The organism is Methylophaga sp. UBA2012 (assembly GCF_002335235.1).
GTDB classification, from domain to species: Bacteria; Pseudomonadota; Gammaproteobacteria; order Nitrosococcales; family Methylophagaceae; genus Methylophaga; species Methylophaga thalassica.
In genome coordinates this window covers 14,152-31,839 of sequence record NZ_DDCG01000003.1, presented here as the reverse complement: position 1 = coordinate 31,839, position 17,688 = coordinate 14,152, and the positions used below count along the sequence as shown (strand labels likewise).

General features: G+C 45.1%; 19 protein-coding genes. 10 read left to right on the top strand and 9 right to left on the bottom strand.

Annotation, left to right across the window (positions count from 1 at the left end; translation table 11 throughout):
* The first annotated feature begins 56 nt into the window (after positions 1–56).
* A protein-coding gene (prfB, locus tag B2248_RS03330) for a peptide chain release factor 2 (protein WP_139031940.1) occupies positions 57–1,134 on the top strand; the annotation gives its coding sequence in 2 pieces (ribosomal slippage) (positions 57–110 and positions 112–1,134; 1,077 coding nt in all).
* A gap of 13 nt (positions 1,135–1,147) precedes the next feature.
* On the top strand, positions 1,148–2,641 hold the full coding sequence (gene lysS / locus B2248_RS03325; RefSeq protein ID WP_273180269.1) for a lysine--tRNA ligase: 1,494 nt from the start codon (positions 1,148–1,150) through the stop codon (positions 2,639–2,641).
* A 101-nt stretch (positions 2,642–2,742) separates the two neighbouring features.
* Here lysS and B2248_RS03320 read toward each other — a convergent pair whose 3' ends face one another.
* The 3 genes from B2248_RS03320 to B2248_RS03310 all read right to left on the bottom strand — a co-directional run bounded on the left by B2248_RS03320 (position 2,743) and on the right by B2248_RS03310 (position 4,728).
* Complete coding sequence (locus B2248_RS03320; RefSeq protein ID WP_273180271.1) at positions 2,743–3,186, bottom strand: DUF3617 domain-containing protein; 444 nt, start codon at positions 3,184–3,186, stop codon at positions 2,743–2,745.
* A gap of 83 nt (positions 3,187–3,269) precedes the next feature.
* On the bottom strand, positions 3,270–3,803 hold the full coding sequence (locus B2248_RS03315; RefSeq protein WP_273180273.1) for an NlpC/P60 family protein: 534 nt from the start codon (positions 3,801–3,803) through the stop codon (positions 3,270–3,272).
* Between the two features lie 76 nt (positions 3,804–3,879).
* Positions 3,880–4,728, bottom strand: a complete 849-nt coding sequence (locus B2248_RS03310; protein WP_007146809.1) for an HDOD domain-containing protein — start codon at positions 4,726–4,728, stop codon at positions 3,880–3,882.
* Between the two features lie 95 nt (positions 4,729–4,823).
* Between B2248_RS03310 and alaC the strand changes: the two genes are divergently transcribed.
* Genes alaC through B2248_RS03290 form a run of 4 tightly spaced genes read left to right on the top strand, consistent with a single transcriptional unit; the run spans position 4,824 to position 9,028 of the window.
* Positions 4,824–6,002 carry an alanine transaminase gene (alaC, locus tag B2248_RS03305; RefSeq protein WP_040576629.1) on the top strand — a complete coding sequence of 393 codons (1,179 nt, stop codon included), beginning with the start codon at positions 4,824–4,826 and terminating at the stop codon, positions 6,000–6,002.
* A gap of 8 nt (positions 6,003–6,010) precedes the next feature.
* Positions 6,011–7,324, top strand: coding sequence for a homoserine dehydrogenase (locus B2248_RS03300; RefSeq protein WP_007146807.1), 1,314 nt, complete (start codon positions 6,011–6,013; stop codon positions 7,322–7,324).
* 34 nt (positions 7,325–7,358) lie between these two features.
* On the top strand, positions 7,359–8,501 hold the full coding sequence (thrC, locus tag B2248_RS03295; protein ID WP_007146806.1) for a threonine synthase: 1,143 nt from the start codon (positions 7,359–7,361) through the stop codon (positions 8,499–8,501).
* 5 nt (positions 8,502–8,506) lie between these two features.
* A complete protein-coding gene (locus tag B2248_RS03290) occupies positions 8,507–9,028 on the top strand; it encodes a hypothetical protein (protein WP_273180277.1) in 522 nt (173 codons plus the stop codon).
* Positions 9,029–9,058: 30 nt separating this feature from the next.
* Here the strand turns inward: B2248_RS03290 and B2248_RS03285 are convergent, their stop codons facing one another.
* Genes B2248_RS03285 through rph form a run of 5 tightly spaced genes read right to left on the bottom strand, consistent with a single transcriptional unit; the run spans position 9,059 to position 12,546 of the window.
* A complete protein-coding gene (locus tag B2248_RS03285) occupies positions 9,059–9,349 on the bottom strand; it encodes a hypothetical protein (protein WP_273180279.1) in 291 nt (96 codons plus the stop codon).
* 40 nt (positions 9,350–9,389) lie between these two features.
* Positions 9,390–10,544, bottom strand: a complete 1,155-nt coding sequence (hemW, locus tag B2248_RS03280) for a radical SAM family heme chaperone HemW (protein ID WP_273180281.1) — start codon at positions 10,542–10,544, stop codon at positions 9,390–9,392.
* Entirely contained in the window at positions 10,544–11,197 is a 654-nt protein-coding gene (locus B2248_RS03275) for a hypothetical protein (protein ID WP_273180314.1), read from the bottom strand. Before B2248_RS03275 ends, hemW begins: the two co-directional genes overlap by 1 nt.
* Before the next feature lie 27 nt (positions 11,198–11,224).
* On the bottom strand, positions 11,225–11,830 hold the full coding sequence (rdgB, locus tag B2248_RS03270) for an RdgB/HAM1 family non-canonical purine NTP pyrophosphatase (RefSeq protein ID WP_273180283.1): 606 nt from the start codon (positions 11,828–11,830) through the stop codon (positions 11,225–11,227).
* Positions 11,827–12,546, bottom strand: coding sequence for a ribonuclease PH (gene rph, locus B2248_RS03265; RefSeq protein WP_007146800.1), 720 nt, complete (start codon positions 12,544–12,546; stop codon positions 11,827–11,829). The genes rdgB and rph overlap by 4 nt, the downstream gene beginning before the upstream one ends.
* Before the next feature lie 118 nt (positions 12,547–12,664).
* On the opposite strand from rph, the gene B2248_RS03260 reads away from it, so the two are divergent.
* On the top strand, positions 12,665–13,531 hold the full coding sequence (locus B2248_RS03260; protein ID WP_349676129.1) for a YicC/YloC family endoribonuclease: 867 nt from the start codon (positions 12,665–12,667) through the stop codon (positions 13,529–13,531).
* A 72-nt stretch (positions 13,532–13,603) separates the two neighbouring features.
* Here B2248_RS03260 and B2248_RS03255 read toward each other — a convergent pair whose 3' ends face one another.
* Positions 13,604–14,254 (bottom strand): VPLPA-CTERM sorting domain-containing protein, encoded by a 651-nt coding sequence (locus B2248_RS03255; RefSeq protein ID WP_273180285.1) that lies wholly within the window; start codon positions 14,252–14,254, stop codon positions 13,604–13,606.
* Positions 14,255–14,600: 346 nt separating this feature from the next.
* On the opposite strand from B2248_RS03255, the gene gmk reads away from it, so the two are divergent.
* The 3 genes from gmk (at position 14,601) to B2248_RS03240 (ending at position 17,687) form a co-directional block, all read left to right on the top strand.
* Complete coding sequence (gmk, locus tag B2248_RS03250; protein ID WP_273180287.1) at positions 14,601–15,218, top strand: guanylate kinase; 618 nt, start codon at positions 14,601–14,603, stop codon at positions 15,216–15,218.
* A 45-nt stretch (positions 15,219–15,263) separates the two neighbouring features.
* Positions 15,264–15,524, top strand: coding sequence for a DNA-directed RNA polymerase subunit omega (gene rpoZ / locus B2248_RS03245; protein ID WP_007146778.1), 261 nt, complete (start codon positions 15,264–15,266; stop codon positions 15,522–15,524).
* Between the two features lie 66 nt (positions 15,525–15,590).
* The gene (locus B2248_RS03240) at positions 15,591–17,687 is read left to right on the top strand and encodes a bifunctional (p)ppGpp synthetase/guanosine-3',5'-bis(diphosphate) 3'-pyrophosphohydrolase (RefSeq protein WP_337955133.1); all 2,097 of its coding nucleotides are present in this window, start codon (positions 15,591–15,593) and stop codon (positions 17,685–17,687) included.
* Position 17,688: the final 1 nt, after the last annotated feature.

Here is a 17,688-nt window from a genome sequence, read left to right as displayed (position 1 = left end):
TTCGCCGGTAGTTCAATCAAATTTACTAGAGGTTACCTTTGGAACTAGGCGCAACGATGCAGCGAATCAAAGACCTACGGGATCGCAGTGACGATCTTAGGGGGTATCTTTGACTATGATGAGAAAGCTGAACGATTAATTGAAGTCACGCGCGAACTGGAGTCGCCCAGTGTGTGGGAAAATCCGGAAACTGCCCAGAAACTAGGGCAGGAACGTGCGAGTTTAGAAAAAATTGTCACCACCTTATCCGGCCATCGTGACATGCTGGATGATGCAAAAGAATTACTCGAATTAGCCGTTGAAGATAATGATCAGGCCACGTTTGATGCGATCCAGGCTGATCTGAATGAATTAGAAAAAGGTCTGGAAAAGCTGGAATTTCAACGCATGTTCTCCGGTAAGCTGGATAAGAACAATGCCTATCTGGATATTCAGTCAGGTTCTGGTGGAACTGAGGCGCAAGACTGGGCAAATATGATTTTGCGTATGTATCTGCGTTGGGGCGAATCACAAGACTATAAAGTCGAATTGATGGAAGTCTCTGCTGGTGAGGTGGCGGGTATTAAAAGTGCCACAGTCCGGTTTGAAGGCGAATATGCCTTTGGTATGCTGCGGACAGAAACCGGTGTACACCGCCTGGTTCGTAAGTCACCGTTTGATTCTGGTGCGCGTCGCCATACCTCATTTGCATCGGTATTCGTTTATCCGGAAGTGGATGACACCATTGAAATTGATATCAACCCGGCAGATCTGAGAACCGATACTTATCGTTCCAGTGGTGCCGGCGGTCAGCATGTTAATACGACGGATTCTGCTGTTCGTATTACGCATGTACCTACCAATACGGTGGTGCAATGTCAGACCGAACGCTCGCAGCATCAGAATAGAGACCGTGCAATGAACCAGTTACGTGCGAAACTCTACGAACTGGAGTTGATGAAACAAAACGAAGTGAAACAGGCTGCTGAAGAGTCGAAGTCAGATATTGGCTGGGGCAGTCAGATACGTTCTTATGTGCTCGATCAGTCCCGCATCAAGGACCTGCGTACAGGCGTCGAAACCGGCAATACACAAGCGGTCTTAGATGGTGATCTGGACCAATTTATTGAAGCCTCACTCAAATCAGGATTATAAGCTGGAAACCCGAATGACAAATGAAACAGAATTGGACGAAAACCGATTAATTGCCCAACGCCGTGAAAAACTGGCCGACTTAAGAGAGCAGGGCAATGCTTTTCCTAACGACTTCCGTCGTAATGTAATGAACGCTGAATTACAGGCAGAATACGCAGAGTGGGATGCTGAAAAATTAAAGGCAAATCCATTACGCGTGAAGATTGCCGGCCGTATGATGACCAAGCGAGTCATGGGTAAAGCAAGTTTTGCCACCATTCGTGATATGTCAGGCAATATTCAGTTGTATGTCGCACGCGATGAATTACCGGAAGGTGTTTATGCGCAATTTAAAAGTTGGGATTTAGGCGATATTATCGGTGCTGAAGGCACACTATTTCGTACCCAGAAAGGCGAGTTGTCGGTGCATGTTGATCGTATTCAGCTTTTAACAAAATCGCTCAGACCGTTACCAGAAAAATTCCACGGATTATCGGATCAGGAAACACGCTATCGTCAACGCTATGTTGATTTAATCATGAACGAAGCCAGTCGTGATGTGTTCCGTATTCGTACCAAAATTGTTGATGGTGTTCGTCGTTACCTGATGAGCAAGGATTATCTGGAAGTGGAAACACCGATGATGCAGGCAATTCCAGGTGGTGCCACAGCCCGTCCATTTACGACACATCACAATGCGCTGGATATGGGCTTATATTTGCGTATTGCCCCAGAGCTTTACCTGAAACGTTTGGTAGTCGGTGGTTTCGAACGCGTATTTGAAATCAATCGTAACTTCCGTAATGAAGGTTTATCGACTCGTCATAATCCAGAATTCACCATGGTGGAGTTTTACCAAGCCTATGCTGACTACCATGAATTAATGGATTTGACTGAGGATATGCTGCGTACCATCACGCAAGATGTGTTGGGTACAACGCAAGTGCACTATCAAGGTTTAGACATTGATTTTGCCAAACCCTTTACCCGAATGACCGTGAAAGAGTCGATTCTGCATTTCAATCCTGAATTAAAAGCTGAACAACTGGATGATATTGAGTCTGCACGTGCAATCGCTAAATCATTAGATATCCCGCTGAAAGACAGTTATGGTTTGGGTAAAGTCCAAATTGAGATTTTTGAAAAAACCGTTGAACACCGTTTAATGGATCCGACTTTCATCACGGCTTATCCAACCGAAGTCTCACCATTAGCGCGTCGTAATGATAATGATCCGTTTGTGACCGACCGTTTTGAATTTTTTGTCGGTGGTCGTGAAATTGCTAATGGCTTCTCAGAGCTTAATGATGCCGAAGATCAGGCGGAACGTTTCAAAGCGCAGGTAGAAGAAAAAGACGCCGGTGACGATGAAGCGATGCATTATGATGCCGATTACATTCGTGCACTTGAATACGGTATGCCACCCACCGCGGGTGAGGGTATCGGTATTGATCGACTGGTGATGTTACTGACCGACTCACCCTCCATCCGTGACGTCTTATTATTCCCGCATATGCGTCCTGAATAGTTATATATTAGTTAATAAAAAAGGCGAGCTTTGACTCGCCTTTTTTGTTTCTGTTTTATTGCAGGGGGAGGTTGTAAGAAGCAGGAACCCCAACAGCTTTTTTATTCAGACGCTGGACATGCCCCAATCCGTTTTGCGGTAAAGTTCATCTTCATCACCATCACCCCCATCGGACTATTCATTTCACTGCTCATTTGACCATCCATATGATCACCGTGGAAATTAGTATGGCCGATAAAGTGATTTTTTATACCTTGAATATCACAGTCAACAGCAAAGTCAGCACTATCCCGCAATACCTTTACTTTTTGAACAATACACTGCTGAGGTATTTCCAACATATTCACACCTTTATCAATCTGAGCCTGGGTCAGACATTCCTGATTAGTGCTGGTTTGTGGTTGCAGTGACATCGGACCTTCGATGGTTGTCGTCGTGGTATGAGCCCAAATGCCAGGTTGGAGGTTAGGTGTTTCAGCAAGAACGGGGAAACTGATAGTAGTCAGACTAAAACAGATCAGTAACATACAAGCGCGTTGAAACATGAGACGTTCTCCTAGAGTTTTATTCATCACTGAATAATGAATCTCGCACATATTGCCGCGAGTTTCTCAATATAGCAATGCGTCTATGGTGAAATAGTGATAACCGGTTTGACACGCACCGCTTGCCAAAAATAACGTGACCAGTAGCTGTTGTGCATGCTGGAAATAGTAACGCCGATTTTGGTCGACACATGCAAAAATTTATCGTCTTCCAGATAAATCCCGACATGACTGCCCTTACGAAAAAAAACCAAATCCCCAGATTTGAGTTCACTTCGTTTTATCGGATGCCCCTGCAAGATTTGTTGCGACGTTGTTCTGGGCATAGTGATACCAAACAGTGTTTGATACGTCTGCTGTACAAAAGCAGAGCAATCTAAACCTGAGCGACTGTTACCACCTAAACGATAAGGGGTGCCATTCCATTGTTGATATTGACGATACAGCAGACTAAGCGTTTGTTGCTGATCAAGCGATGCAATGGTTTGTGGTGGAGGACTATAACTATAGTTGGGAGGACTCGTCTGACAAGCAGCAAGCAGACTGAGTAAAGACAGAATTATGAGGCGCCATAAATAGCGGTTTAACCGATTAATCTCTAAGTGGAGAATATGCATATCACACAGTTCTGTCTCTTTGCTTCCAAATAAACAAAAAGGGCAGTATGACTGCCCCTTATGCATAAATTTAGTTTTAAGGTTTGATGTTAAATAAAGCTAATGCTTCCAGATATTCTTCACTATTCTCATCAATTTCATACACAGTCAGACCTGTATCTGCACCCACTTTCTCGAAAGAAATCACTTTATTTAATGTGAGCGGGTCTAGTGCTTTTTCAGTATCAAATAAGCTTTGAAGGTAGGCAACTTGCACCACATCGACTAAATCAGGACCGGAAGGACCACTATTACGATTGAGATTTTTATGTTCAGCGGCGACCTCAACCAAACTTTGTGGAAATTCCCATTTGCGGAGGATTGCTGCGCCAATACGCGGATAAAGATTATCGATAATCTGGTCTAAACGCTGCGGATTTTCTAATAAACCGGGTTCGTCTTGGGCCTGCATTAGAATAGGGAGTGTGCCTATGGAGTGAATTAAGCCCGCTAACATCGCTTCATCTGTATTCATTTTGGGAAGTTTGCTGGCCAGTACCTGACTCTGCGCAGAAACCTTAGTGCTATGCTCCCAGAGTGTTTTTAAACGTTTTTCCAAACGTTTATTGGTCGCTTTAAACATTTGTTCCATCATCAGACTGGTAACGATATTACGCACCATAGTAAGTCCCAGTCTTGGCACGGCCATGTGGATACTTTCAATCGGGACTCGGCCACGGTATAGCGGACTATTAGCAACTTTTAATAAGCGCGCTGACAGGGCAGGATCGGTTACAATAATATCTGCCAATTGCACTGCAGTGGCATCTGGATCATCGACAACTTCTCTCACCTTCAAGGCCACTTCTGGCAATGTCGGTAGAAGAAGTTTACCGTCCTCAAGATCTTTCAGGATTTTGTTATAAAATAGGTCTTGCTGGCTCATAGTAATCGCTTCTGATAAATGAATTTGAAGTGTTTATTAATTTCAGTTATTTTGCTTAGTTTGCCGACAGTTTTTAGCTTATCGCAGGTATTCAGTTGAACGACGAATTTCCAAGAATTAAACGCCTTCCGCCCTACGTTTTCAACATTGTAAATGATTTGAAAGCAAAAGCACGTGCGCGTGGTGAGGATATCATTGATTTTGGCATGGGTAACCCCGATCGCCCTGCACCCGCACATATTGTAGAAAAACTGGTCGAGGCGGCGCAGCGGCCAGATACCCACCGTTATTCGGTTTCTCGTGGTATTCCCAGGTTACGTAAAGCTTGCGCGGGCTGGTACAAACGTAAGTTTGATGTCGAACTTGATCCGGAAACTGAATGCATTGTTACTATCGGCTCTAAAGAAGGTTTAGCGCATCTAGCACTAGCTACTGTCGGTCCTGGTGATGCGGTATTAGTGCCTAACCCCGCTTATCCGATTCATCCTTATGGCTTTGTTATCGCGGGCGCAGATATCCGCCATGTGCCATTGACGCCTGATGTCGACTTTTTTGCTGAGCTGGAAAAATCGGTTAAGGATTCTTGGCCTAAACCGAAAATGCTGGTCTTGAATTTCCCTGGTAATCCGACAACACAATGTGTTGATTTGGACTTTTTTCAACGGGTAGTCGACTTTGCCCGCGAGCATAAAATCTGGGTGATTCATGATCTGGCTTATGGTGAAATTGTATTTGATGGCTATAAAGCGCCGTCCATTTTACAAGTGCCGGGCGCGAAAGAAGTCGCTGTTGAGTTTTATACCCTGTCAAAAACGTACAATATGCCTGGCTGGCGTGTGGGCTTTATGTCTGGTAATCCGACATTAGTCGCTGCACTGGCACGAATGAAGTCTTATCTGGACTACGGTATGTTTACGCCGATTCAGGTTGCAGCCATTACCGCTCTGGAAGGGCCACAGGACTGTGTTGATGAAATTGTGGAAACTTACAGAAGTCGTCGTGATGTTTTATGTGATGGACTGAATGCCATTGGCTGGCAGGTAGAAAAACCCAAAGCCACCATGTTTGTCTGGGCGAAGATTCCTGAGAAATATCGTGAGCTTGGCTCATTAGAATTTAGTAAAAAATTATTGAAAGAAGCGAAAGTCGCTGTATCACCAGGTATTGGTTTTGGTGAGTACGGGGATGATTATGTACGCTTTGGATTGATTGAAAATGAACATCGTACACGTCAGGCGATCCGTGGGATCCGTGACATGATGAGAAAACCGTAGGGGGCAGAGTGCAATCAGTAAAAATCGGAATTCTGGGTTTAGGAACGGTTGGTAGTGGTACTGTCAACGTATTAACCCGGAACTCGAGAGAAATCAGTCGTCGTGCAGGCCGTGATATTGAAATATATCGCGCTGCTGATCGTGACCTTGATAAACCTAAAGGCTGTGACACTTCTGCTATCAATTTAACGGATGATGCTTTTGACATCATCAACGATCCTGAGATTCAGATTGTTGTTGAATTGATTGGCGGTACAGGTGTTGCTAAAGAGTTGGTGATTAAAGCCATCGAAAATGGCAAGCATGTCGTGACAGCCAACAAAGCGCTTATTGCCATACATGGTAATGAGCTATTTGAGCTTGCTCAGGAAAAAGGCGTCACAATCTCCTTCGAAGCGGCAGTTGCAGGTGGTATTCCGATTATCAAAGCCATGCGTGAAGGCCTGGCTGGTAATCGTATTGAATGGCTGGCAGGCATTATTAACGGTACAGGTAACTTTATCCTGACTGAAATGCGGGAAAAAGGTCGTGACTTTGCCGACGTTTTAGCGGAAGCTCAGGCGCTGGGTTATGCCGAAGCGGATCCTACGTTTGATATTGAAGGTATTGATGCGGCGCATAAACTTACCATTATGGCTTCCATTGCATTTGGTATACCGTTGCAGTTTGATAAATGCTACACCGAAGGTATCAGCCGTATAGCGCAAGAAGATGTGCTGAACGCCAATGAATTGGGTTACCGCATTAAACACCTGGGTATTGCGAAGAAAACCACAGCTGGTGTGGAACTAAGAGTCCACCCGACTTTGATTCCACAGCGTCGTTTATTAGCCAATGTAAATGGTGTGATGAACGCGGTTGTGGTGAAAGGTGATGCAGTTGGCCCAACACTCTATTACGGTGCAGGTGCAGGTTCAGAAGCCACGGCTTCAGCCGTTGTCGCAGATATCGTGGATATCGTTCGTGCTTTAACCACTGATCCTGAAAATCGCGTACCCCATTTGGCTTTCCAGCCTGATGCATTAAAAGACACGCCGATTCTGCCTATGTCAGAAGTGGTGACATCGTATTATTTACGTATTCATACCTTGGACAAGCCGGGTGTGTTAGCCGATATAACCCGTATTTTGAGCAATGAGGGCATCAATATTGAAGCTATCTTGCAAAAGCAGCCTGAAGAACATGAAGGCATGGTACCGATTATCATGTTGACCCAAGCTGTGGTAGAGAAAAATATGGACCAGGCCATTGCACAAATTGAGGCATTGGATACGGTGCCGGATTCTATTATGCGTATTCGCATGGAATCTCTCGGTGGTTAAGCCTGTATAAAGAATTCATTTAGAGGAAATTATTATGTCATTTCGACCACGTTACACTGGACTCATTGAGCGCTATCGCGACCGTTTACCAGTCAATGACGATACCCGCCTGATCAGTCTTGGTGAAGGCAATACCCCGCTTATTAAGCTCAACCACATTACCAAAGAGCTGGGTAAGGATGTCGATATTTATGTGAAGTACGAAGGTCTGAACCCAACGGGTTCATTTAAAGACCGTGGTATGACCATGGCTGTGACCAAAGCGGTAGAAGAGGGAAGTAAAGCGATTATCTGTGCCTCAACAGGTAATACATCGGCTGCGGCTGCGGCTTATGCTGCACGTGCAGGCATCGCTGCATTTGTACTTATCCCAGACGGCAAAATCGCACAAGGTAAACTGGCCCAGGCAATGATGCACGGTGCAACCGTTATTCAAATCAAAGGCAACTTTGATCAGGGCATGCAGTTAGTCAAAGAAGTCGCTGAACACGCACCAGTAACCATTGTGAACTCGATAAACCCATATCGTTTACAAGGACAGAAAACAGCGGCCTTTGAAATTGTCGAAGAACTGGGTCGAGCGCCTGACTATCACTGCTTGCCTGTAGGGAATGCCGGTAATATTACGGCTCACTGGATTGGCTACTGTGAGTATTCATGTAATTCAGGCGATCATGTCACCGATTCATGTGCTTATTGTGGTGGTAAATGTAAATATGCAGGTGGTGCCATTGTCGGAAATCGTCCTAAGATGATTGGTTATCAGGCGGCTGGCAGTGCGCCTTTCATGCGTGGTCATATGGTAGATGATCCTGAAACAGTCGCCACAGCGATTCGTATCGGTCACCCGCAAAGCTGGGATAAAGCTTGGCAGGTGAAAGAAGAGTCGGGCGGTTGGTTTGATGAATGCTCTGATGAAGAAATTCTGGCTGCGCAGAAGTTATTAGCTGAAAAAGAAGGCGTGTTCTGTGAGCCTGCTTCAGCAACATCTTTGGCGGGAGCTATGCGTGATATTAAATCAGGCAAAATCCCTGAAGGCAGCACTATTGTTTGTACTTTAACGGGTCACGGCTTAAAAGATCCTGACACAGCGATCAAACAAAGTACATCTGCTGTTGTAACCGTAAATGCTGAGCTTGATGCCGTGCGTGAAGCCATTTTGAACAATATGGCGTAATCGATATGACGCATTTCGCGGAACCAACCGAAACAGAGATTGCACGTGCCAAGTTGCCCCATGATATTTTTTTAAGCAACCTGATTGGCAATCATATTCTGGTGTTTACCGCGATATCTACGTTTGGTCCAACGTATATGAAGTATTTATTCCTGGTGCCATTAATTTCTTTTTTGGCACTGGGATATACCTACTGGCGATCGAGTCGGGTCAAACGTGAAGAGGGTGAGTTTGTTTGGGCACATTGGCAAGTAGCACGTCGCTGGAGTCGTTTTTTTCTGATGATTCTTCTACTGCTTGTCAGCGTGTCGACCCTAGGTGTGCTCGGTCATATGCATCTTGGCATGATGAAAGAAGCTGTCTATGCCATGATCGGTGGTCTTGGAATTTTGCCAACGCTGGTCAGTGTATTGGTGTTGATTGTTATTGAGTCTGATTCTTTGCATCATGCAAGGATGGGAACGCTGCCGAAATGGGCATTAAAACGGTTTTTGAATATTGATTCTGCACCAAGTCAGGACGATTAACGCGACTATCTAATTTAGTGGTCTCGATATTTATTTGACGACAACAGAATGAATTACTTTGTCGTATTCAAACACCACCTCAAACTTTGCATACTCCCAACGCGTAATTGGCGGCTGTCCGACGGCTGGACGAATGGTATCTGGTTCCCCAAACTGTTCTTTTACCTGAACCATTGTCATTCCTCGGGTGGGCCGGACAATGCCTGAGGGATCATTAGCTACCTCATAACTGGGATCCGTAATGGAAATCACTTCTGCCTGACAGAGGTTGGTAAAAAACAATAATGCGGTGCCAATAATTAGCAGAGAACGGTTTGCCATAAACGTTTCCTTATGTCTTTGTGCAAAAAGCATACTATGCCTATATAAATAGCTCAATGAGACTGTTGAGATAACGTTGCCCCTTTTCTGTCGGCCGAATTCTCTCGATAGTATGTTGCAATAATTCTAACTGTTCAGCTTTTTGCATAGCCTGTTTTATTGTAGAAATTGGCACGCCAGTATGTTGCTGGAAAAGCGGTGTGGGAACGCCATCAAGCAAACGCATCGCATTCAACATAAATTCAAATCCAACCTCATCCTCGCTGACGAAAGTTTGCTCAAGCAATCCCGCTTCTGTGCCTGCCGTATCGATATATTTCTGTGGCTGTTTTTGTTTAACACGCCGTTGAATCTGTTGTGGAGAAGCACTGCTGATTTTGCCATGAGCACCGGCACCAATGCCGATATAGTCACCATAGCGCCAGTAGTTAATATTATGGCGGCATTGATGGCCTTTTTGGGCATAGGCCGAGGTTTCATACTGCATATAACCCGCTTCAGCCAGACTTGCCTGATTGGCAAGCTGCCAGTCATAAATTGGATCGTCATCCGGAAGACTCGGCGGTTGAGCATAAAACAGCGTGTTGGGTTCTATCGTTAATTGATAGTAAGAAATATGCGGTGGCGCCAGGGCAATGGCGGTTTCAACATCATGCCTGGCTTTTTTCTCATCCTGTCCGGGTAAGCCAAACATCAGATCCAGATTAAAACTATCAAACCCTGCCTGATGGGCATATTCCACGGCTTTGATCGCTTGCTTGCTGTCATGGATACGGCCCAGAGCCTGTAGTGCATCCTGATCAAAACTCTGGATACCAATACTCAGCCTATTGATACCGACATCACGATATTCGCTAAAACGACCCGCTTCTACAGTACCTGGATTGGCTTCTAAAGTAATTTCAGCATCATGTTGCAAGGGCAGTAAGGCACGGACTGAAGAGAAAAGCCGATCATATGCTTCTGCTGAAAATAAACTGGGTGTGCCACCACCGATAAAGACCGTATTGATCGAGCGTCCCCAAATCAGGGGTAATTCTTGTTCCAGGTCACGTATCAATGCATCAATATAGGCCTGTTCTGGCAGTGATTGATGATTATCATGAGAGTTAAAGTCACAGTAGGGGCATTTACGTACACACCAGGGCACATGAATATAAAGACTAAGAGGCGGTAAGCTTGTAAAGTTGAACATTATTGTTGTTCCGGTTCCCAGCCTGACATCCATTTATCCAGATTGATAATGACTGGGGCTTTTCCATTTTCATAAAACCACGAGTCTACGGCATAACGGATCTGCGTTTGCGTATCAATCATCGTCGCCGTGTTGTGTGGCGCCTGACCCTGAAAAATACCTCGTGACATACGTGAAGCGGTAGTATGCCATGTTAAAACACCTGCATTTTCAAGCATACGCAGATAGACACTGGTATTGGTGGCCTCATCAACACAGTCCATCTGACCATAACGATTAGACGCTATCTGGTTACGAGCTAAATCATGCTGGCTGTCAATCTGCATTCCGACGAGAAATTCTAACCTGGCAATGGCTTGTTGAACTGCATGGCGTTCATCTTCAGCACTGTCGTTGTTGGCAAACAGTGTGAGAATGTCCTGCCAATCCCGCTTATTAATGCTCGCTTCACTGATTTTATAGCAGCTCATGCTGTGACAGACTGAAAAACGATCGGGAGTGGGCTGACCAATAAAAAAACGATAATCATTGTCCCATATATCATTCAGGCTCTGACTACTGCGGATCGGTTTTATAGGATGCTCAGCGTAGGGGGATGAACAAGCAGATAAAGCTAAAAATAGCGTGATGAATGGAGTCCGGTATCGAAGCATCACATTAAATAGTAGCTAAAAATGTGATCAAAACTGATGGCGATTGTATGGGAATTCTTCAACAAACCGATGCATTGCTTGGCCCCGATGACTGATCGCGTGTTTTTGTTCTGAGCTAAGTTCTGCTGCACTGCAGCCCGTTTCGGGAACAAAAAAGATGGGGTCATAACCAAAACCTGAATCCCCAACGGCTTCCGTCATTATTTGACCTTGCCAACTACCGTGAAATATCAGGGGTGTCGGGTCGTCAGCATGACGCATGAAGACAATAACGCATTGAAAACGGGCACTGCGCTCAGAGGCCGGCACATCTTTCAGTGCGTCTAACAAAGCAGCAATATTGTCTTTATCTGTGGCAGACTTACCGGCATAGCGGGAAGAATAAATGCCCGGCGCACCGCGCAGGGCATCTACTTCTATACCAGAGTCATCAGCAATGGCTGCCAGGCCAGTCTGTTTACAGGCATTGCGAGCCTTGATGATGGCATTTTCGACAAAGCTTAAACCGGTTTCCTCAGCCTCAATGACACCAAGATCGGCTTGCGAGACGATGTCGATTTTGAGAGGGGCGAGTATTTCTGCAAACTCACGAAGCTTGCCTTGATTGCCGGTCGCTAAGACGATTTTTTTCATGATACTGCCAGTACTTCCCGTTGTTTTTCCATCAGCTGACTGATGCCATGACTAGCCAGATCCAACATGGATTGTAATTCTTCAGCTCGGAAGGCATGTCCTTCAGCGGTGCCTTGTAATTCGATATAAGCGCCTGCATCGTTCATGACCACATTCATATCCGTTTCTGCAGATGAATCTTCATCATAGTCCAAATCCAAAACCGGTGTGCCGTTATAGATACCGACGGAAATTGAAGCAACTTGACCATGTAGGGGACTGGATTTCAGCTTTCTGGTGTTGAGTAAATGGCTGATGGCATCGTGTAATGCAACATAAGCACCCGTGATAGAGGCTGTACGAGTACCACCATCGGCCTGAATCACATCGCAGTCAATGGTAATACTGCGCTCACCTAATGATTTCAGATCAATGGCTGCGCGTAATGAGCGTCCGATAAGGCGCTGGATTTCCATTGTACGGCCGCCTTGTTTTCCTCTGGCCGCTTCACGTTGCATGCGGCTACCGGTAGAGCGTGGAAGCATGCCATATTCAGCGGTCACCCAACCTTCACCTGTTCCGCGTAAGAATTGTGGAATACGTTCTTCAACGGTTGCAGTACAAAGTACTTTGGTGTCACCGAACTCTACCAGTACTGAGCCTTCGGCATGTTTGGTGTAGTTACGGGTGATATTGACGTGTCTTAATTCATTGGCTTGACGACCACTTGGACGCATATTCGCTTTTCCTCAGTCAAATTTAACCTATTATACCTGCCCTAAATCACTGCCGCAGATGCTTTTTATCAATGGTTTTCTGTAAGATGTCAGATTAATTCAGAAATAGGACATGATTGTGACACGAAGTATGACCGCCTTTGCCCGCCATGAGGAGCAAACTGAGCTTGGCAGCTTGAGTTGGGAAATTCGCTCAGTAAATCATCGTTATCTGGAAGTGTCTTTTCGTTTTGAAGAAAGTTTTCGTCCGTTTGAAATGGCGATGCGCAAACTGATCAGCGACACGCTGAGTCGGGGTAAGGTGGAAGTCGCATTACGCTATCGTGTGCCTGAGCAAGCGCAGAATGCATTACAAATGAATGTCGACCTGGCTAAAACTGTTATGGAAAACTATCAACAGCTGGCTTCTTTTACTGATAATGCGGCGCCGATTGATATCTTACGGGTGATGCAATGGCCTGGCGTCATTCAGACTGAAAGTCTGGATCAGGATGCCTTACAAGCAACCGTATTGAATTCTTTAAAACACGCGCTGGATGATTTAGTGGCAACCCGCGAGCGAGAAGGTGCAGCGCTGGAACAGATGATTATTCAACGCTGTGAGCAAATCAACGATATTGCAGAACAAACTAAAATTCGTCTGCCAGACATTCTTGCCAGTCATCGACAAAAATTATCAGACCGGATTGCTGAGCTTGAGGTGAGTCTGGAACCAGAGCGGCTTGAGCAGGAAATGGTGCTATTGGCGCAAAAAGCGGATGTGGCAGAAGAAATCGATCGTTTACAGAATCATGTGAATGAAGTGAAACATACATTGAAACGGAATGAGCCTATCGGTCGCCGACTCGATTTTCTGATGCAGGAATTAAACCGTGAAGCCAATACATTAGGCTCTAAATCGATTGATACTGATACCACACGATACTCGGTTGATCTGAAAGTATTAATCGAACAGATGCGTGAGCAAATTCAGAATATTGAGTGATTGAAAATCTTTTCAATCAGACATAAAAAAACGCGGCTTTTGGCCGCGTTTTTTTGAGCTTTTACGACAATCTTACTTAGTCGCTGATTGCCTTCTACGGAAACCAACTAAACCAAGTAATGCTGGAGCAAACAGCCATAAAGCGGCAGGCACTGGCACTGCAGAGATAGGGGCTGTGTTGAACAAGGCGATATGAGAAATGCCCTGTTTAATAAAGGTTTTGAAATACAACTCTGAAATCGCATCACTGAATAAGGCGACAAGTGTCGTGTTGCCTGATTTGATCATGATGCCTTCAAATGTCAGACCGAGTGAAGTTGTATTCAGATAGCCAGTTGAAAACACATCTGAGGTGAAAAAGTCGGTGCTTTCTGTAGCCGCAGGGTAGGAACCCGTGCTGTAAAAATCTGATACATCGTAGCCAACCAGTTCAGAATAATTACCAGAAGCTTCAGCAGCATTAAACGCGGTGTTTAACTGGTCTTGTTTAACCGAGTTTGTTGTTGCCTCTGGATTGAGTTGGTATGCGTAATCCGGGCCTGTACCTGCGCTGAAGCTACCATCTGTGCTTACGTACTGATAAGCACCAGCAAAGTGCTGAATTGTGCTTTCTTTTTTATTTTTTGTCGCATAAATAACTTTGTCGCTGAGGTGAGCAGCGGAAGCTGAACTCGCGATGAAGAGTGACAGAGCCACACCTGCTAAAGTCTTTAATATTTTCATTTTCCCCTCCAAATGAGGAAGTAGTTAATCGCTGAACTAGTTTGCTTTCAAAGAAGTTATGAAGGAATCGTCGGTAATTCCACTAGTTTGTTACGCTGTGATAATTATATGCATGGATAATTATTTTTGTATTGTACCTTAGGTGGTTGTGTGCATAATTTGTTGTGCACAATCATTATGATTGATAATTGTGCCAATGTGAATTGGCTTAATAAAAATAGTTGCTTATGTTCATCATTTAGATCGGTTTATTTATAAAAATAGACGCAGCATTAGATCCTTCATGGTGAAACACAGGGCTTTTTGTCATAATTGCCCAATTATTCCTAACAGCGTTCAGAATTTTATGATGGGTAATCTTTTTATTGTGGCTGCACCGTCAGGTGCGGGCAAAACGAGTTTGGTCAATGCGCTTATTGCACAGCATGCTGAAATTAAACTATCAGTCTCACACACAACTCGCGCTCCTCGTGAGGGTGAGATCGATGGTAAGGATTACCATTTTGTCGATCAGCAAACCTTTTCAGCGATGCGAGATGCTGGACAGTTTCTAGAGTCAGCCACGGTATTTGATAACAGCTACGGCACATCTTCTGAAACAGTTGAAACCTTATTAAGTGAAGGTTTTGACGTCATTCTGGAAATTGACTGGCAGGGTGCGCAACAAGTCAGAAACAATTTCCAGCAAGCGATTGGCATATTCATTCTGCCGCCATCAAAAGCGACTTTGGAACAACGCTTACGAAATCGCGGTCAGGATAATGAGGATGTCATTTCCAGACGTATGCGTGATGCAGAGAATGAAATCTCGCACTATGTTGAATTTGACTACATAATCGTCAATGATGATTTTGAACAGGCATTGACCAGTTTGTCATCTATCATCGTTGCACAGCGTCATTCCTTAGCGATTCAAAAAAATATTCAAGCGGACTTAATCGCTGAATTACTGGCTCAAAGCTAAGATATTTCGTAAAATTGATTCTTTAAATTTTAACTGGGAAAAACCATGGCTCGTACTACTGTTGAAGATTGTTTAGAAAATGTTGATAACCGTTTCCAATTAGTCCTGGTTGCTTCAAAACGTGCTCGTGAAATCGCCATGGGTGATGACGCTATGGTCAGCATTGATAATGACAAACCTACTGTTCTAGCGTTACGTGAGATTGCTGCAGGTTTAGTTGGTCGTGAAATTCTCGAAAAGACCAATGCCCGTGAACATGCTGCTGAAAGCATCGTCAGTGACGAAGAATTACAAACGGAAGAATAAACGACAGTGAGTGCCAAGCCATCCGTTGCTTCTGAACTGGATTTTATCCAGGAGTCAGAACCCAAACTGACAATAGATGACTTGTGCTATGCGACGGCAAATTACCTGGAATCAGGCCAGGTCGATGCGATACGAAGAGCCTATCATTTCGCGGATAACGCACATGAGGGCCAAACTCGCCGCAGTGGCGAGCGATACATCACCCATCCGTTAGCCGTCGCCCATGTTCTGGCCATGATGCATATGGATTATGAATGCATCATGGCCGGATTGCTTCATGATGTGATTGAAGACACTGCGCTGACAAAAGCTGACCTGGCCGCTGAATTTGGTGAAGAAGTCGGTGAGTTAGTTGAAGGTGTTACCAAATTAGCAAAAGCCGCTTTTGAAACGCAAAAGCATGCTCAGGCTGAAAACTTAAGAAAAATGCTGCTGGCGATGTCACGTGATATCCGCGTTATTATCGTTAAGCTGGCAGACCGTCTCCACAATATGCGCACGCTGGGCCATTTACGCCCTGAAAAACGCCGTCGCATAGCCAACGAAACATTGGATATTTACGCACCTATTGCCCAACGCCTCGGCATGAATTTAATGCGTTGTGAGCTGGAAGATCTGGGGTTCCATGTTCTGTACCCAATTCGTTACCGTGTGCTTCAGGATGCTGTACGTAAATCACGGGGTAACCGCAAAGAAATTGTCACACAGATCACCGCGTCTATTCTGAACCGAATGGAACAGGAAGGTTTGAGTGCTGATATTCAGGGGCGTGAGAAAAACCTGTATAGCTTGTATAAAAAAATGGTCAGCAAACAACTGTCATTCTCTGAGGTGATGGATGTGTACGCTTTCCGTATTATTGTCGATGATGTGGACGCCTGCTATCGGATGCTGGGGGTGGTACATAACCTGTACAAACCGGTACAAGGTAAATTCAAAGACTATATTGCGATTCCTAAAGCCAATGGCTACCAGTCATTACATACCGTATTGTTTGGTCCATATGGTGTGCCTATTGAAGTGCAGATTCGTTCCCGTGATATGGATCATATGGCAGAAGCGGGTGTTGCTGCTCACTGGTTATACAAAACCGGTGAATCAGTGGGTAATAATTTAGCTCACCGTAAAGCACGCCAATGGCTGCAAGGCATTCTGGAAATGCAGAAAGGCTCTGGTGACTCGATGGAGTTTCTGGAAAATCTGCGTATTGATTTATTCCCTGATGAAATTTATGTGTCGACGCCAAAAGGGGAAATTCTGACCCTGCCAAGAGGTGCCACAGCGGTCGACTTTGCTTATGCTGTACATAGTGATGTGGGTAACAACTGTGTCGCTGCCCGTGTCGGCCGTCATCTGGTGCCACTCAGCAGTCAGTTGGAAACCGGTGAGTCTGTTGAAATCATTACTTCACCTGCTTCACATCCAAATCCTGCCTGGCTGAATTTTGTGGTGACGGCGAAAGCACGGACCAATATTCGTAATTATTTACGTCACTTGCAGACCGAAGAAGCGGTGTTACTCGGACGTCGTTTGTTAAACAAACACCTGACCGCGTTCTCGACTAATCTGGATGAAATTCCGGTTGAACGCTTTAACGAGCTGATTAATGAGTTTGAACTGAAACAGTTTGATGACTTGTTAGAGGATATCGGTCTCGGTAACCATTCTGCTTTATTAATCGCCCAGAAACTGGTGCATGAATCAACGCCGGATACAGAAGCACAGGCGCTGATGATCGCTGGTACCGAGGGCATGGTGGTGAGCTTTGCCCGTTGTTGTCATCCGATTCCGGGCGATCCGATTCATGGTTATGTCAGTAGTGGTCGCGGCATTATCATTCATCAGCGTGGCTGTAAAAACACCTCTAATCTCCGTGTGCAGAATGAGAAATGGCTGGATGTAGCTTGGTCACCTGATGTATCACGTGACTTCCCGGTCGATATTATGATTCATGTGAAAAACCAACGTGGCGTCCTCGCGACGATTGCGGCCGTGGTATCTGAGTCTGATTCCAATATCGACAATGTTGTCGTTGATGAACGTGATGGTGGCTACTCTGATTTACGTCTGACCATCGAAGTAGCCAATCGCCAGCATTTAGCGCGTGTTATTCGCCGCTTACGTCGCCTCGACATGGTAGAAAGAATTACTCGTATTAATTAAA

Coding starts and splice junctions, on each gene's coding strand:
- thrC (WP_007146806.1), top strand. CDS start 7,359: ATGTCATTTCGACCACGTTACACTGGACTCATTGAGCGCTATCGCGAC.
- hemW (WP_273180281.1), bottom strand. CDS start 10,544: ATGTTCAACTTTACAAGCTTACCGCCTCTTAGTCTTTATATTCATGTG.
- B2248_RS03275 (WP_273180314.1), bottom strand. CDS start 11,197: ATGCTTCGATACCGGACTCCATTCATCACGCTATTTTTAGCTTTATCT.
- B2248_RS03290 (WP_273180277.1), top strand. CDS start 8,507: ATGACGCATTTCGCGGAACCAACCGAAACAGAGATTGCACGTGCCAAG.
- lysS (WP_273180269.1), top strand. CDS start 1,148: ATGACAAATGAAACAGAATTGGACGAAAACCGATTAATTGCCCAACGC.
- B2248_RS03320 (WP_273180271.1), bottom strand. CDS start 3,186: ATGTTTCAACGCGCTTGTATGTTACTGATCTGTTTTAGTCTGACTACT.
- rpoZ (WP_007146778.1), top strand. CDS start 15,264: ATGGCTCGTACTACTGTTGAAGATTGTTTAGAAAATGTTGATAACCGT.
- rdgB (WP_273180283.1), bottom strand. CDS start 11,830: ATGAAAAAAATCGTCTTAGCGACCGGCAATCAAGGCAAGCTTCGTGAG.
- gmk (WP_273180287.1), top strand. CDS start 14,601: ATGATGGGTAATCTTTTTATTGTGGCTGCACCGTCAGGTGCGGGCAAA.
- rph (WP_007146800.1), bottom strand. CDS start 12,546: ATGCGTCCAAGTGGTCGTCAAGCCAATGAATTAAGACACGTCAATATC.
- B2248_RS03315 (WP_273180273.1), bottom strand. CDS start 3,803: ATGCATATTCTCCACTTAGAGATTAATCGGTTAAACCGCTATTTATGG.
- B2248_RS03285 (WP_273180279.1), bottom strand. CDS start 9,349: ATGGCAAACCGTTCTCTGCTAATTATTGGCACCGCATTATTGTTTTTT.
- B2248_RS03310 (WP_007146809.1), bottom strand. CDS start 4,728: ATGAGCCAGCAAGACCTATTTTATAACAAAATCCTGAAAGATCTTGAG.
- B2248_RS03255 (WP_273180285.1), bottom strand. CDS start 14,254: ATGAAAATATTAAAGACTTTAGCAGGTGTGGCTCTGTCACTCTTCATC.